The organism is Cupriavidus basilensis (assembly GCF_000832305.1).
GTDB lineage: Bacteria > Pseudomonadota > Gammaproteobacteria > Burkholderiales > Burkholderiaceae > Cupriavidus > Cupriavidus basilensis_F.
Window position 1 is genome coordinate 3,800,919 of the sequence record NZ_CP010536.1, and the last position, 14,895, is coordinate 3,815,813.

At 65.6% G+C, this 14,895-nt stretch carries 14 protein-coding genes; 7 read left to right on the plus strand and 7 right to left on the minus strand.

Features of this window, described 5'->3' with window-relative positions; all coding sequences use genetic code 11:
* Positions 1 to 50: 50 nt before the first annotated feature.
* The 3 genes from RR42_RS17565 to tkt all read right to left on the minus strand — a co-directional run bounded on the left by RR42_RS17565 (position 51) and on the right by tkt (position 4,456).
* Positions 51 to 1,040, minus strand: a complete 990-nt coding sequence (locus tag RR42_RS17565) for a LysR family transcriptional regulator (RefSeq protein ID WP_043349561.1) — start codon at positions 1,038 to 1,040, stop codon at positions 51 to 53.
* 283 nt (positions 1,041 to 1,323) lie between these two features.
* On the minus strand, positions 1,324 to 2,322 hold the full coding sequence (gene gap, locus RR42_RS17570; protein WP_043349563.1) for a type I glyceraldehyde-3-phosphate dehydrogenase: 999 nt from the start codon (positions 2,320 to 2,322) through the stop codon (positions 1,324 to 1,326).
* 97 nt (positions 2,323 to 2,419) lie between these two features.
* The gene (gene tkt / locus RR42_RS17575; RefSeq protein WP_043349566.1) at positions 2,420 to 4,456 is read right to left on the minus strand and encodes a transketolase; all 2,037 of its coding nucleotides are present in this window, start codon (positions 4,454 to 4,456) and stop codon (positions 2,420 to 2,422) included.
* Positions 4,457 to 4,586: 130 nt separating this feature from the next.
* Here tkt and RR42_RS17580 point away from each other — a divergent pair, with 130 nt between their 5' ends.
* The 4 genes from RR42_RS17580 to RR42_RS17595 all read left to right on the plus strand — a co-directional run bounded on the left by RR42_RS17580 (position 4,587) and on the right by RR42_RS17595 (position 7,339).
* Positions 4,587 to 5,423 (plus strand): spermidine synthase, encoded by an 837-nt coding sequence (locus tag RR42_RS17580; RefSeq protein WP_043349568.1) that lies wholly within the window; start codon positions 4,587 to 4,589, stop codon positions 5,421 to 5,423.
* 72 nt (positions 5,424 to 5,495) lie between these two features.
* Positions 5,496 to 5,936, plus strand: a complete 441-nt coding sequence (locus tag RR42_RS17585) for a VOC family protein (RefSeq protein WP_043349570.1) — start codon at positions 5,496 to 5,498, stop codon at positions 5,934 to 5,936.
* Positions 5,936 to 6,694: a 16S rRNA (uracil(1498)-N(3))-methyltransferase gene (locus RR42_RS17590; protein WP_043349572.1), complete on the plus strand. Its 759-nt coding sequence runs from the start codon at positions 5,936 to 5,938 to the stop codon at positions 6,692 to 6,694. The genes RR42_RS17585 and RR42_RS17590 overlap by 1 nt, the downstream gene beginning before the upstream one ends.
* A 54-nt stretch (positions 6,695 to 6,748) precedes the next feature.
* A complete protein-coding gene (locus RR42_RS17595; protein WP_043349575.1) occupies positions 6,749 to 7,339 on the plus strand; it encodes a YidB family protein in 591 nt (196 codons plus the stop codon).
* An 83-nt stretch (positions 7,340 to 7,422) separates the two neighbouring features.
* Here the strand turns inward: RR42_RS17595 and RR42_RS17600 are convergent, their stop codons facing one another.
* From RR42_RS17600 to RR42_RS17610, 3 genes are all read right to left on the minus strand, one after another.
* Complete coding sequence (locus RR42_RS17600; protein WP_043349577.1) at positions 7,423 to 8,022, minus strand: barstar family protein; 600 nt, start codon at positions 8,020 to 8,022, stop codon at positions 7,423 to 7,425.
* Positions 8,019 to 8,375: a ribonuclease gene (locus tag RR42_RS17605; protein WP_318230911.1), complete on the minus strand. Its 357-nt coding sequence runs from the start codon at positions 8,373 to 8,375 to the stop codon at positions 8,019 to 8,021. The genes RR42_RS17600 and RR42_RS17605 overlap by 4 nt, the downstream gene beginning before the upstream one ends.
* Positions 8,376 to 8,783: 408 nt before the next feature.
* Positions 8,784 to 11,108: an NADP-dependent malic enzyme gene (locus RR42_RS17610; RefSeq protein WP_043349583.1), complete on the minus strand. Its 2,325-nt coding sequence runs from the start codon at positions 11,106 to 11,108 to the stop codon at positions 8,784 to 8,786.
* Between the two features lie 274 nt (positions 11,109 to 11,382).
* On the opposite strand from RR42_RS17610, the gene thiL reads away from it, so the two are divergent.
* The 3 genes from thiL (at position 11,383) to RR42_RS17625 (ending at position 13,571) form a co-directional block, all read left to right on the plus strand.
* The gene (gene thiL, locus RR42_RS17615) at positions 11,383 to 12,363 is read left to right on the plus strand and encodes a thiamine-phosphate kinase (protein ID WP_043349586.1); all 981 of its coding nucleotides are present in this window, start codon (positions 11,383 to 11,385) and stop codon (positions 12,361 to 12,363) included.
* A gap of 105 nt (positions 12,364 to 12,468) precedes the next feature.
* Entirely contained in the window at positions 12,469 to 13,035 is a 567-nt protein-coding gene (locus RR42_RS17620; protein ID WP_043349588.1) for a phosphatidylglycerophosphatase A, read from the plus strand.
* Positions 13,036 to 13,073: 38 nt separating this feature from the next.
* On the plus strand, positions 13,074 to 13,571 hold the full coding sequence (locus RR42_RS17625; RefSeq protein ID WP_043352318.1) for a CinA family protein: 498 nt from the start codon (positions 13,074 to 13,076) through the stop codon (positions 13,569 to 13,571).
* 47 nt (positions 13,572 to 13,618) lie between these two features.
* Here RR42_RS17625 and pyrF read toward each other — a convergent pair whose 3' ends face one another.
* Entirely contained in the window at positions 13,619 to 14,437 is an 819-nt protein-coding gene (gene pyrF / locus RR42_RS17630) for an orotidine-5'-phosphate decarboxylase (protein ID WP_043349590.1), read from the minus strand.
* Between the last annotated feature and the right edge of the window lie 458 nt (positions 14,438 to 14,895).

Sequence of the window (14,895 nt, forward strand, 5' to 3'; positions counted from 1 at the left end):
GAACATAAAAAAACCGGCGCCAGCGCCGGTTTTTTTATTTCAAGCCTGCTTCACGACTCCGTATGATCCTGCTCGGCAACGATATGCAGGCCGCGCGCAACCGTCGGCACGCCGACGAATTCGCCCACGACCTGGCGGAACAGCCCGCGTGCCCACACCAGCATCGGGTGGGTGTTGCGGCTGCGGTGCCAGAACATGTTCAGGCCCAGCGTGGTGTTGAGTTCCGCCGGCAAGGGGAAGGCCTTGAGGCCATAGGTCTCGCAAGCCATGTCCTTGGTTAGCGCATTGACCGTGAAGATCATGTCGGTCTGCGCGGCGAGTTCCGACTGCGCGCGCCAGGAATGCACCGTCAGCGTGGCATTGCGCTTTAGCCCGCGCTGCTGCAACGCGTAGTCCAGCGGGATCAGCGACGGTGCCGGACGGCCATTGCCGCCGGAATGCGCCATGAAGATGTGGCCGCAGTCGAGATACTGCTCGAGCGTGCAGGTGCCCTTGAGCACCGGATGGTTTTTACGCGCGCAAACCCAGAGGTTGAGCGAAGTCACCATCTCTTCCACGATTTCGGGATGCCGGGTCGGGAATGGCGAGAACGCCAGATCCAGCTCGTTGCCGCGCATGGCGGCCACGTCCGACTCCCAGGAATGGGATTCGACCAGCTTGATATGCAACTCCGGCGCCAGTTGCTTGATGCGCAGGATAAAGCGGTTAAAGACCGTATCGCCCAGCTCGGCGGCAAAGCCGATGTTGAGGGTGCCGGTGGCGGTGGCGGGGTCGAAATTATCGGCGTCGCCCTCGTTGATCGAGGACCACAGGTCCAGCATGTCGCGAATCTTCGGCCCCAGTTCCAAGGCTCGCGGCGTCGGCGTCAGGCCGTGCGGCACGCGGATGAAGAGGGGATCGTCGAAAATCTCGCGAAGGCGGCCCAGCGAATGCGAAACCGCAGGCGCGGTCATATGCATTTTTTCCGCGACGTAGGTCGCGTTTCGCTTGCTGAGCAGCTCGGTAAAAATCACGAGCAGCTTGGTATCCACATTCACCATGATCTCACCCAGGTTGGATTGGGAATTGGGAATGACCGTATCGTCACTTGCATTGGCTGCACATCGGTGTTTTCAGCACTTTCACAGTGTAAGAGCAAAGCGGGGAGTGGAACAGGAATTCCGCGCCAGCCCCTTGCACCGTGCCGGTCGTCATCCTTTTGCCAGGATCCTGGCAAAAGGACCCGCCCGGGCTTCCGATAGCTGGAGTTGCAAGCCGACGGCAAAGCGGCATCCCGGGGAATGCCGCCTTGTTCCGTGCGCAAACCAACCTATCCCGGCAAACTTACTTGGCGACCACGCGAGCCATTTCCAGCACCTTGTTGGAGTAGCCCCATTCGTTGTCGTACCAGCTCACGATCTTGACGAAGGTCGAGTCCAGCGCGATGCCGGCTTCCGCATCGAAGATCGAGGTGCGTGCGTCGCCGCGGAAATCCGTGGCAACGACCTTGTCTTCCGTATAGCCCAGCACGCCCTTGAGCGCGCCCTGGCTCTGTGCCTTCATTTCGGCGCAGATCTCGGCGTAGGTAGCACCCTTTTCCAGCTCGACGGTCAGGTCGACCACCGATACGTCGGAGGTCGGCACGCGGAACGACATGCCGGTCAGCTTCTTGTTCAGCTCGGGAATCACCACGCCCACGGCCTTGGCGGCGCCAGTGCTCGACGGGATGATGTTTTCCAGGATGCCGCGGCCACCGCGCCAGTCCTTGTTGGACGGGCCATCGACGGTCTTTTGCGTGGCGGTGGTGGCGTGCACGGTGGTCATCAGGCCGCGCTTGATGCCCCATTTGTCGTTCAGCACCTTGGCGACCGGCGCCAGGCAGTTGGTGGTGCAGCTGGCGTTGGAGATGATCGCCTCGCCCTTGTACGTGCCGTGGTTCACGCCGTACACGAACATCGGGGTGTCATCCTTGGACGGTGCCGACATGATCACCTTCTTGGCGCCCGCGTCGATGTGCTTCTGCGCGCCTTCCTTGGTCAGGAAGATGCCGGTGGATTCGATCACCACGTCGGCGCCGATCTCGCCCCACTTCAGCTCGGACGGATCCTTGACAGCGGTCAGGCGGATTTTCTTGCCATTGACGATCAGGGTGTTGCCGTCGACCGACACTTCGCCGTCAAAGCGGCCGTGCACCGAGTCGTACTTCAGCATGTAAGCCAGGTAGTCGGGTTCGAGCAGGTCGTTGATGCCGACGACTTCGATTTCCTTGAAGTTGGCTGCGGCTGCGCGGAACACCATGCGCCCGATGCGGCCGAAGCCGTTGATGCCGATCTTGATGGTCATGTTGATCTCCTGAGTAGGCTAACGATCGATGGATGCGGGAAAGCGTCTGCCGGCCCGCGCGGCCGAGTCGACCGCTGCGCGGGCCCGGGAATACCTGTTACTGACCGAGCGTGTCGCGCACGGTGCGCACGACGTTCTCGACCGTGAAGCCGAAGTGCTTGAACAATACGCCAGCGGGAGCCGATTCGCCGAAGGTGTCAATGCCCACCACGGCCTGGACCTGGTACTTCCACCAGAAGTCCGTCACGCCTGCCTCGACCGCCACGCGCGGCACGCCGGCCGGCAGCACCGATGCCTTGTAGGCGGCGTCCTGCTTGTCGAACACCGTGGTTGCCGGCACCGAGACCACGCGCACGTGCACGCCATCGGTGGCCAGTTGGTCTGCGGCACCCACGGCCAGGCCGACTTCCGAGCCGGTGGCGATGATCACGGCATCCGGACGGCCGGTCTTGGGATTGTTGCCGGCGCGCAGCACATAGCCGCCCCGCGCGATATTGGCGCGGGTGGTGTCGTCACGCTTCTGGAACGGCAGGTTCTGGCGGCTGAAGATCAGGCAGCTCGGGCCGTTCTCGCGGCGCACGGCCTGGGCCCAGGCCACTGCGGTTTCGGTCGTGTCGGCGGTACGCCACACGTCCATGTTGGGGATCAGGCGCAGGCTGGCGACGTGTTCGATCGACTGGTGGGTCGGGCCGTCCTCGCCCAGGCCAATGGAGTCGTGGGTAAACACGAACAGCGTGCGGATCTTCATCAGCGCCGCCATGCGCAGGGCATTGCGGCTGTAGTCGGAGAAGGTCAGGAAGGTGCCGCCGTAGGGGATGTAGCCACCATGCAGCGTGATGCCGTTCATGATGGCGCTCATGCCGAACTCGCGCACGCCGTAGTTGATGTGGTTGCCCCAGGCATCGCCGCGCACGGCCTTGCTGCCGGACCAGTTGGTCAGGTTGGAGCCGGTCAGGTCGGCCGAGCCACCCAGGAATTCCGGCAGCACCGGCGCAAGCGCCTCGATGGTGTTCTGGCTGGCCTTGCGGGTAGCGATGGTTTCCGCCTTTTCCTCGCACTTGGCCAGGAAAGCGTCCACGGCAGCGTCAAACGCGCCTGGCAGCTCGCCGCGCATGCGGCGCTGGAATTCGCCGGCTTCGTACGGGAAGCGCTCGGCGTAAGCCTCGAACAGCGCGTTCCAGGCCTTTTCCAGCGAACCGCCGCGGGCCTTTGCATCCCATGCCGTATAGACTTCGGACGGGAGTTCGAACGGAGCGTGTGCCCAGCCCAGCGCCTCGCGCGTGGCCAGGATTTCGGCGCCGCCAAGCGGCGCGCCATGCACATCGTGGCCGCCTTCCTTGTTGGGCGCGCCCTTGCCGATCAGGGTGCGGCAGCAGATCAGGGTCGGACGGTCGCTGTGCTTGGCCTCGGCGATGGCGGCATCGACGGCGGCGGCGTCATGGCCGTCCACCGCGCGGATCACATTCCAGCCGTAGGCTTCGAAACGCTTCGGCGTGTCGTCGGCGAACCAGTGCACCACGTCGCCGTCGATCGAGATGCCGTTGTCGTCCCAGAGCGCGACCAGCTTGTTCAGCTTGAGCGTGCCGGCCAGCGAGCAGGCCTCGTGGCTGATGCCTTCCATCAGGCAGCCGTCGCCCAGGAATACATAGGTGTGGTGGTTGACGATGTCAAAGCCCGGGCGGTTGAATTCCTCGCCCAGCAAGCGTTCAGCCAGCGCCATGCCGACCGCGTTGGTCAGGCCTTGGCCCAGCGGGCCGGTGGTGGTTTCCACGCCCGGGGTGATGCCATATTCCGGGTGGCCTGCCGTCTTGCTGTGCATCTGGCGGAAGTTCTTCAGTTCGGCCAGGGGCAGGTCGTAGCCGGTCAGGTGCAGCAGCGCGTAAAGCAGCATCGAGCCGTGGCCGTTGGACAGCACGAAGCGGTCGCGGTCAGCCCACTTGGGGTTGCTCGGGTTATGCTTCAGATGACGGCCCCACAGCGCAACCGCGATATCCGCCATGCCCATCGGCATGCCGGGGTGGCCTGAATTGGCCTGCTGGACGGCGTCCATGGCCAGGACGCGGATGGCGTTGGCCATGAGTTGGACGGGCTGCGAAGCGTGCGGACTAGCGGCGGGATGAGCGAGGTGAGACATGCGGCGGGAACCTGGCGGCGGGAAAAGCGCAATTTTACCAGATCAAAGGGGGGAGTTAGGCCACCCGGCGACCCCGCCTGGCGGCCATCTGCAATGGACCGAATGGCTTTCCCCGGGCGTCGGCACCACCTTGGGCCAGATTCGGCTGCTCGCGGCAATGCGCTCGCCGTACCAGCAAATCGAGATTGGCGAGCATCCCCGCTTTGGCCGGATCTTCCGCCTCGACGGCCGCATCATGAGCGCGGAAGCGGACGCCTTCATACAGCATGAGCTGATGGTGCACCCCATGGCCGTGGCCCATGGCGCGGCGCGCTCCGCGCTGGTGGTGGGTGGCGGCGACGGCGGCTCGGCACATGAATTGCTGCGCCTGCCCTTCATGCGCGAGGTGGTAGTGGCCGAACTCGACCCCGATGTCGTGACGCTGGCCCGGGCCTGGCTGGACGGCATCCACCAGGGCGCCTTCGAGGATCCACGCGTGCACCTCGCCATTGGCGACGCGCTGGGCTTGATGGAAGCCTTTGGCCGCGCGGGGCGGCAGTTCGACCTGATCGTATTCGATTTGACCGAGGCCGACGACGGCAGCCCGGCGGCTGCGCTCTTCTCCAGCCATGGCCTGCACGCCGCCCGGCGCTGCCTGGCGCCCGGCGGCGTGCTGTCCTTGCACCTTGGCCCGCCGGAACACCGCCCCGATTCGGTTAGCGTGCTCGCCGCGCGCTTGCGGCAGTGCTTTGCGCAAGTCCGGCCCATCACCACCTTCATCCCCGTCTACGGCGCGCAATGGGCCATCGCGCTGGCCAGCGACACCCTCGACGTGCGCGGCGCCGATGCCGCGCAGCTCGACGAGCGGCTGCGCGCCTGGAAGCTTGACCGCAAGCTGCGCTGCTACCACGCCGCGCTCCATTCGGCCTTGTTCGCCCTGCCCCTGCACTTGCAGGCGCTTTTCGACAGCGCCTGCGCACCCGCGTAAGATGCTCGTTCGCACCGCGAGTCTTGCCGCCCAGGCAAGCCCCGCGCGGCTTCCCGTAACCAGGAGACGATCATGACAAGACCGGCCAACACCCCCTGGCTCACCCCCTACCTGACGGTGGGCAACGGGCGCAGCGCGCTCGACTTCTACCACCGCGCCTTCGGTTTCAGCGCGGGGAACGTGGTCGACGAAAACGGTGTGCCGACCCACGCCGAGATGCACTACCAGGGCGAGCTCGTCGTGATGTTCGCGCCCGAAGGCGCCTGGGGCAGCACCGCGCGCGCGCCCCGCTCGCTCGGCGTCGAATGCCCGCAGACGTTCTACGTCTACTGCGACGATGTCGATGCCATGCACGCGCGTGCCGTCGCCGCCGGCGCGGTCAGCCTGATGGCGCCTGCCGACCAGTTCTGGGGCGACCGCTACTGCATGGTCGAGGATCCCGATGGCTACCGCTGGGGCTTCGGCAAGCCGGTGGACAAAACCGCCGGCAAGAACGAGGATGGATCCGCCTGATGCCGCCTCGCTTTTTCATTGATGCCGCGCTGGCCGCCGAGACCGACATGCCGTTGCCCGAAGCCGTGGTGCGCCATGTTCAGGTGCTGCGGCTCAACCCCGGCGACGACATCACCCTGTTCGACGGGCGCGGCGGCAGCCATGCGGCTACCCTGGTCGAAATCGGCAAGCGCCATGCGCTGGCGCGGATCGGCAGCCACGATCCGTTCGAGGCCGAGCCGCCGTTCCGCGTCACGCTGGCGCAGGGGCTGGCGGGCGGCGACAAGATGGACTGGCTGATCGAGAAATCCGTCGAACTTGGCGTTGCCGCCATCCAGCCGCTGCAGGCGGCTCGCTCCGTGGTCCGGCTCTCGGCGGAGCGGGCACAGAAGCGCCACGCGCACTGGCAGGCGCTGGTCGAGGCCGCATGCGAGCAATGTGGACGCAATCGCTTGCCGGAGGTCGCGCCGGTCGCGAACGTGGAATCCTGGCTAGGCCTGCAGGCGAAGCCTGCAGCGGCCCAAGAAGGGGCACGGCTGCTGGTATCGCCGCGGGCCTCGCAGTCGCTGGTATCGCTTGCCACCGAGCAGCGCAATGCGCTGCTGGACCGCGGCGTGACGCTGCTGATCGGCCCCGAAGGCGGGCTGGCGCCGGACGAGGAGGCGGCGGCGCTGCGCGCCGGTTTCACGGGCGTGTCACTCGGGCCGCGCATCTTGCGTACGGAAACGGCCGGGATTGCTTGCCTGGCCACGCTCAACGCGGTACTGGGCGGATTTTGACGGCACCCGCGGGCCATCCCGGCCCGGTGCCACAATCACCGGAAGGAGTCGATCATGGGACTACTCGATAGCGTGCTGGGCGGAGTGCTCGGGCAGCGCGGCAGCGGCGAAGCGGGCGCTGGCGGCCTGAACCCGAAGATGATGATGGCGCTGGGGCTGCTGGCCATGCTGGCCATGCGCCATAAGGACGGGGACAGCAGCGGCGGCGCCGCGCAGGATCCGGCCTCGGCAGGCGCGGGAGGCCTTGGCGGCCTTGGCGGACTGCTCGGCGGGCTGATGGGCGGCGGCGCGGCCGGTGGCGCACCAGGCGGCCTGGATCTGGGCGGATTGCTCGGCGGGCTGCTGGGCGGCCAGGCCGGCGGCGCCCCCGCGCTGGGCGCGGCGGCCGGCGGCATCGGTGCCTTGCAGCAGGTCCTGGCCCAGGCCGGCCTGGGCGAACAGGTCAACTCGTGGATCGGCACCGGCGCCAACCAGGCGGTCTCGCCGTCCGCGCTGGCCAGCGCACTGGGTGGTACCGGCGCACTGGAGAGCCTGGCCGAAAAAACGGGCCTGTCCCAGGACGATGTCGCAGCCCATCTCAGCGAAGGATTGCCGGAGCTGATCGACAAGCTGACGCCGCAAGGCCAGGTACCGCCGGCGGCGTAACCCCGCGCCCTGCCGGAAAAGCAAAAGGCCCGCTGGCAGCGGGCCTTTTTTATCTTGCTGTCTTCGCGACTGCCGGCTGGCGCTCAGGCGAAGGAGTAGAACACGCGGAACTGCACCTTGCGCTCGGCCCAGAAATCGGCCGCATCACGAAACACATCCAGCAAAACCTCGCGCCCTTCCTTGTCGAACTTCTGCGCAATCGGCAGCCCTTCGAGCACGATCACGAAACCGGGCTGCGGGCCCGCCTTGTAAATCAGGTCGGTCAGGCAATCGGCCAGCGCATCGAAATTCTTGCCGAAATGCTTGGGAAAGAGGAAGTTGGTGGCGATGGTTTCCAGCACTTCCGCCTTGCTCTGGCAGTGCGCGCAGTTCGCATACAGGAAATGCTGGCCCAACTCCGCCGCGGCCTGGGCGAGTTCGGGCACGCGAAACGCGCGGATCGACTGGACGATGTTTGGACGCACCGTCTTGAACAGGGTCATGGCTCCCTCTTGGCTGCCGTCAGTGCCGGCTGCGGGAACGGGTGCGAGCGGCGGTTGTTGCGAGAGCTCGTTGCGGGGCATCGTCAACACGTTGTCGTAAAGATTCCGGGCCTGGGTCTGGGCCCGCTGCCAGCCATCTCCGGCGCCGCGCTCTTCGCGGGCGGCAAGGGCGTCGCCCAGTCCGAAAATGTCAGTCATCATTTGGCTATCCGTTTGAAACTGTTGTAGTGGTCGTCCGTGTAGTAACAGTCGTTGGTGGCGCGTTGATCACCGCCACATACGATCCGTCGTGCTCCTCGATTTCGGCTGTTTGTCTTCACCGTGTATTCGCGGTAGTAATTGCGCGACCTTTGCGGCAGGGCGCGCTCGTAGTTGCCGAACCTCGAGCCATCCTTGGCATAGGGAAACGGGCCGCCCGCTTCGATCCGCTCCAACGTGGACTGTGCCTCGTTGGGCAACTGTTGTACTGCGATGGTTCCCGTGCCGTCATCGGCTGCCTGGCGTGCCAGCACCGGCTGCGCCAGCGCGCACGACAACGCCACGCCTGCCAGCACCCGGCTTGCCACTCGCGCCAGACCGGCGACTGAAATCCATTGTGATGCGCGCTGCGTCAAAGGAATCTGGGAACCCACGTTGCTTGTCTTGATTTGAGGACACCAACCAAACGATCCCGGCGCCGCTGCGCGGTTGCCGCGCCACCCAAACTGCCCATTTTGCCTGCGCCCCGGACGGTCTGCGCATAAATCGACAGCTTCATCGCGCGTGTAACGAGCGCGTACTTCAAAGGCATAAGGTTACGCCCATGCTAATAAATAATCAATCCCCGCCCCCGGGCAGAGTGGAAAACCTCAATTGTTTCAACATGTTAAGAAAATGTGTGCACACACTGACGGGGTGCTGGTGGTAGTAAAAAGGCAATAAAAAAGCCGGGCAAGCCCGGCTTCTTCAAGACTGACAGCGGTTTAGCGCTTAGCCGCCGCATCCACCACCACCAGAGACGTCATGTTGACGATACGCCGCACCGTGGCCGAAGGCGTCAGGATATGGACAGGCGCCTTGACGCCGAGCAGGATCGGCCCGATCGCCACATTGTTGCCCGCTGCGACCTTGAGCAGGTTGTACGCGATGTTGGCGGCGTCGATGTTCGGGCACACCAGCAGGTTGGCCTCACCCTTGAGGGTGCCGTCCGGCACCAGCGTGTCACGCAGCTTCGGGTCCAGCGCGCAATCGCCATGCATCTCACCATCCACCTCGAGATCCGGGGCGCGCTCGCGCAGGATCGCCAGGGTTTCGCGCATCTTCTGCGCCGAAGGCGCTTCGGATGTGCCGAAGTTGGAGTGCGACATCAGCGCCACCTTGGGGACGATGCCGAAGCGCTTGAGCTCTTCGGCGGCCATCAGGGTGATCTCTGCCAGCTGGCCAGCGGTCGGGTCGATGTTGACGTGGGTGTCGACCAGGAAGATCTGCCGGCCCGGCAGGACCAGCCCGTTCATCGCGGCGTACACCTCGCTGCTGCCACCCAGCACCTGATCGATGTAGCGCAGGTGCGCGGCGGTGGTGCTGACCGTACCGCAGATCATGCCGTCGGCTTCGCCCTGCTTGACCAGCATGGCGCCGATCAAGGTGGTGCGGCGGCGCATTTCCAGCTTGGCGTACTGCTGGGTGATGCCCTGGCGGGCCATCATCTTGAAGTACGCCTCGGAGTAGTCGCGGAAACGTGCGTCGTGTTCCGGGTTGACCACGGTGAAGTCGATGCCGCCGCGCAGGCGCAGGCCAAAGCGCTCGATGCGGTGGGCAATGACGGCAGGGCGGCCGACCAGGATCGGGTTGGCCAGCTTTTCATCGACGATCACCTGCACCGCGCGCAGCACACGCTCTTCCTCGCCCTCGGCGAAGACGATGCGCTTCTTCTCCATGTCGACCTGGCGGGCAGCTGCGTAGATCGGCTTCATCAGGGTGCCGGAGTGGTACACGAACTGCTGCAGCTGCAGGCGGTACGCGTCCATGTCCTTGATGGGGCGCGCGGCCACGCCGGACTTCATGGCGGCCTCGGCCACCGCCGGCGCGATCTTGACGATCAGGCGCGGATCGAACGGCTTCGGAATCAGGTACTCGGGGCCAAAGGACAGGTCCTGGATGCCATAGGCGGTGGCGACGATGTCGCTCTGCTCCTGGCGGGCCAGTTCCGCAATCGCATGCGCCGCGGCGACTTCCATCTCACGCGTGATGGTGGTGGCGCCACAGTCAAGCGCGCCACGGAAGATGAAGGGGAAGCACAGGACGTTGTTGACCTGGTTCGGGTAGTCGGTACGGCCGGTGGCGATCACCGCGTCCGGACGGACTTCCTTGACCAGCTCCGGCAGGATTTCCGGGTTGGGGTTGGCCAGGGCCAGCACCAGCGGCTTGTCGGCCATGCGCTGGACCATGTCCTGCTTGAGCACGCCGGCGGCGGACAGGCCCAGGAAAATATCGGCGCCATCGATCACTTCAGCCAGCTTGCGCTTGTCGGTCTTTTGGGCGAAGCGGGCCTTTTCCGGGTCCATCAGCTCGGCACGGCCTTCGTAGACCACGCCAGCCAGGTCGGTCACCCAGATATTCTCGAGCTTCATGCCGAGGTCGAGCAGCAGGTCCAGGCAGGCCAGCGCCGCAGCGCCCGCGCCGGAAGCCACCAGCTTGACCTTGCCGATATCCTTGCCGACCACGGTCAGGCCATTGACCACGGCCGCGCCAACCACGATGGCGGTGCCATGCTGGTCATCGTGGAAGACGGGAATCTTCATGCGCTCGCGCAGCTTGCGCTCGACGTAGAAGCACTCGGGTGCCTTGATGTCTTCCAGGTTGATGCCGCCGAAGGTGGGCTCGAGCGCGGCGATGATCTGCACCAGCTTCTCGGGGTCCTTCTCATCGAGTTCGATGTCGAACACGTCGATGCCGGCGAACTTCTTGAACAGGCCCGCCTTGCCTTCCATCACCGGCTTGGAAGCCGCCGGGCCGATATCACCCAGGCCCAGCACCGCGGTGCCGTTGGTGATCACGCCGACCAGGTTGCCGCGCGCGGTGTAGCGGAATGCATTGAGCGGATCGGCGACGATTTCCTCGCACGCGTAGGCCACGCCCGGCGAGTACGCCAGTGCCAGGTCACGCTGGTTGGACAGCGGCTTGGTCGGCGTAACGGAGATCTTGCCCGGGATCGGAAACTCGTGATACTCCAGGGCAGCTTTGCGCAGCGCCTCACGCTGCTGCTGCTTCAGGTCGTCTTGGGGCGTGGGCTGCTGGGGACTGGTCATCGGCGCATCTTCCGGTCGGTGGAGCCGTTAATCACGTATGGGACACGAAATGGCGGGTCGGCTCCACGTACCCGCAGTCTCTTCCTTTTGAACCTGGCATTTTATATTGTGAAATATTATTTCACAATAAGCATTTTGCGCGAGGCACCTTTGCGTTTCGGTACAATATGCCGCATGCCGCCAGCGCTGAACAGCGGGGCGAAACCCGCAGCGGCCGCGACCCGGCGCGGTTTCCCTGGCCCTTCGCAGAATCTCCGCCGCCCCGATCCCCTTCATGCCCGATTCCTCCAGCGCCCAGCTCTCCGAGTTCGACCTGATCCGCCGCTTCTTTACCCGGCCCGCACACAAGGCGGTACTGGGCGTGGGCGACGATTGCGCGCTGATTGAAGGGCGCCCCGGCCACCACCTTGCCATCAGCACCGACATGCTGGTCAGCGGACGTCACTTCTTTCCGGACGTGGCGCCGCGCTCACTTGGCCACAAGGCGCTGGCGGTCAACCTGTCGGACCTGGCGGCCATGGGCGCCGAGCCCCGCGCCTTCACACTAGCGCTGGCGCTGCCCGATGCGCAAGCCGCGTGGCTGTCCGAACTGGCCGCCGGCATGCTGGAACTGGCGGACGCCCACGGCTGCGAACTGATCGGCGGCGACACCACGCGCGGCCCGCTAACGCTGAGCCTGACGGTGTTCGGCGACGTACCTGTGCATAAGGCACTGCGACGCGATGCCGCACGCCCCGGCGACGACATCTGGGTCTCCGGCACGCTTGGCGATGCCCGCCTGGCGCTGGGAGACTTCCGTGGCGAATGGCTGCTACCCGAGCCGGACTTCAGCCAGGTGCGCCCGCGCATGGACACACCAACGCCGCGCATCGGACTGGGCATGGCGCTTCGCGGCGTGGCCCATGCGGCACTCGATATTTCCGACGGCCTGGTCGGCGACCTCGGCCATATCCTGGAGCGCTCCCAGGTCGGCGCCCTGCTCGATGTGGACGCCCTGCCCCGCTCGACGGTGCTGGCCAGTCAGCCGGAGCCGCGCCAGCTGGAATGCACCCTGGCCGGCGGCGACGACTACGAACTCTGCTTTACCGCTCCCGTGGGTGAGCGCGACCACATTGCCGCCATCGGCGCGCGGCTCGGGCTGGCCCTGACGCGCGTCGGGGTCATCACGCCCGAGGCCGGCCTGCGCCTGGTTGACCGCGACGGTAATCCGAGCGCTTACAACGGCACCAGCTTCGACCACTTCGCCTCCCCCTGACAAGCCTGCGTGCGCCGTGTCATCATGCAGCCATGCGGGGCGCCAGACCCTGCCCGGACACGCTGTCCGGAACAATCCCATCCGAACCAGACGAGCCAATCCCTGATGTCCGCCTACCCGCCCGGGCCTACCGCGCACGATTCCGCCCTGACCCTGGAAGCTGGCCAGGCCGCCAAGGTCACGCGCCCCACGGCGCGTTTCATGCTCTCACACCCTGCTCACCTGATCGCGCTGGGCTTCGGCTCGGGACTATCGCCGGTCGGGCCGGGCACGGTCGGCACGCTGTACGCGTGGCTGTCCTACCTGGTGATCTCGATGTGGGTGCGGCCGGAAACCTGGCTGTGGCTGATCGTAGGCGGCTTCGTGCTGGGCCTCTGGGCCTGCGCGCGTACCGCGCACGACATGGGCGTGTTTGACCACGGCAGCATGGTCTGGGACGAGATCGTGGCGTTCTGGCTGGTCATGGCCTTCGTCATGCCGACCGGTTTCTGGGGCCAGCTTGCGGCGTTCCTGTGGTTCCGCCTGTTCGATATCGTCAAGCCGGCGCCCATCGGGCATCTCGACCGTACGCTCAAGGGGCCGGGCCTGCGCGGCGGCTTCGGCGTGATGTTCGACGACATCATGGCCGCCTTCTACACGCTGCTGGTGTTCGCCCTCTGGCGTTCACTGTGATCGACCATTTCCCCAACCCATCTACTGAATCCGCCATCATGCCCGTCAGCCGCTTGCTCGACCAACTCGCCGTCCAGGTCGGAATCTCCCTGAACGAGAAGTCGCTGTTGCTCGCCACCGCGGAATCCTGCACCGGCGGCCTGGTGGCCGCCGCCATTACGGATGTATCGGGTTCGTCAGGGTGGTTCGAGCGGGGCTTCGTCACGTACTCGAACGAGGCCAAGTCGACCATGCTGGGCGTGCCGGCCAAGCTGATTCGAGATCATGGCGCGGTCAGCGAGGAAGTGGCGCGCGCCATGGCCGAAGGCGCCCTGCTCAACAGCCGCGCCCAGGTGGCGTTGTCGATCACCGGCGTGGCCGGGCCGACCGGCGGCACGCCGGAAAAGCCCGTGGGCATGGTGTGCTTCGGCTGGAGCAACCGCGTCACCACCAAGGTGGAAACGCAGCGCTTTCGCGGCGACCGGCAGCAGATCCGCCGCCAGGCTGCGGAATACGCGATTCGCGGCCTGCTCGAACTGGTCCGCAACGAGGCCTGAGGCCTCGGGTACGCGCGTCGCCAGCAAGCCGCCGGCGACGCGGCGGTTCAGCCCTGGCGGAAGCGGTTGATGGTTTCGCGCGTCTGCAGCGCAACGTTGCGCGCCGCGGCAGCGAAATCCTTCTCGCGGCTGGCATAGAGAATGGCGCGCGACGAATTGATCATCATGCCGGTGCCAGCGCCGGTGCGCCCGGCCCGGACGGTGGCCTCGACGTCGCCGCCCTGGGCGCCGATGCCGGGGATCAGCAGCGGCATGTCGCCCACGATCTCGCGCACCTTGGCAATCTCCGCGGGGAAAGTCGCCCCCACCACCAGCGCCATCTGTCCATTGGTATTCCAGCGCGTGGCGGCCGCCTCGGCCACCACCTGGTACACCGGCTTGCCATCCACCGACAGGAACTGCACGTCGGAGCCGCCGGGGTTGGAAGTGCGGCACAGCACGATCACGCCGCGATCCGGATAGGCCAGGTACGGCTCCAGCGAATCCAGGCCCATATAGGGATTGACCGTGACCGCGTCCGCCCGGTAACGCTCGAAGGCTTCGATGGCGTACTGCTGCGCGGTCGAGCCGATGTCGCCACGCTTGGCGTCCAGGATCACGGGAATCCCGGGGTGGGCGTCATGGATATAGGCGATCAGCTGCTCGAGCTGGTCTTCGGCGCGCTGCGCCGCGAAATAGGCGATCTGCGGCTTGAAGGCGCAGACCAGGTCGGCGGTGGCGTCGACGATCTCGCGGCAAAAGGAGAAGATCGCGCCGCCCGTGCCCGTCATGGACAGGGGCAGCTTGCCCGGGTCGGGGTCTAGCCCGACGCAGAGGAGGGAATCGTTGCGCTGCCAGGCTGCAGCCAGCTGCTCGGTGAAGGTCATGGGATGCTCGCTAATCTGGGTCGGCCGCGTCGGCTGCGCGCCGGGCTTGTCAAGCCGGGTCGGCGCTCCCCCGCGGCAACAGTCGTTCCCGCGATTTTACCCGCTGTGTGCTCTCTTCTGCCGTTCTTCCTCGATACAAGGAGCGGCGCCGTACACAGCGGCCGGCTGGGGCCTGGGTACGCAAATGATGAAATGCGGCCAGATGGATGTTCGCCGCCATGGCCCCGGTGCTGCTCGATCCGCTATTGCGGCGCCGGCGCCAAAGCGCGCGGGCGGCATGACAACACACTGCGCGCCAGCGCCTCCCCGTCACCCACATTTCACTTAACAAGCCCCCCTCGTTGGGCTACACTCGCGGCCATCATAATCCCGGAGAAACTACGTGGGCAGTAGCATCGGGTGTTCGTGTTGCCGCAGCCAGATTGCGATCGCACCGAATGCCATGTCACTGCGGGCTG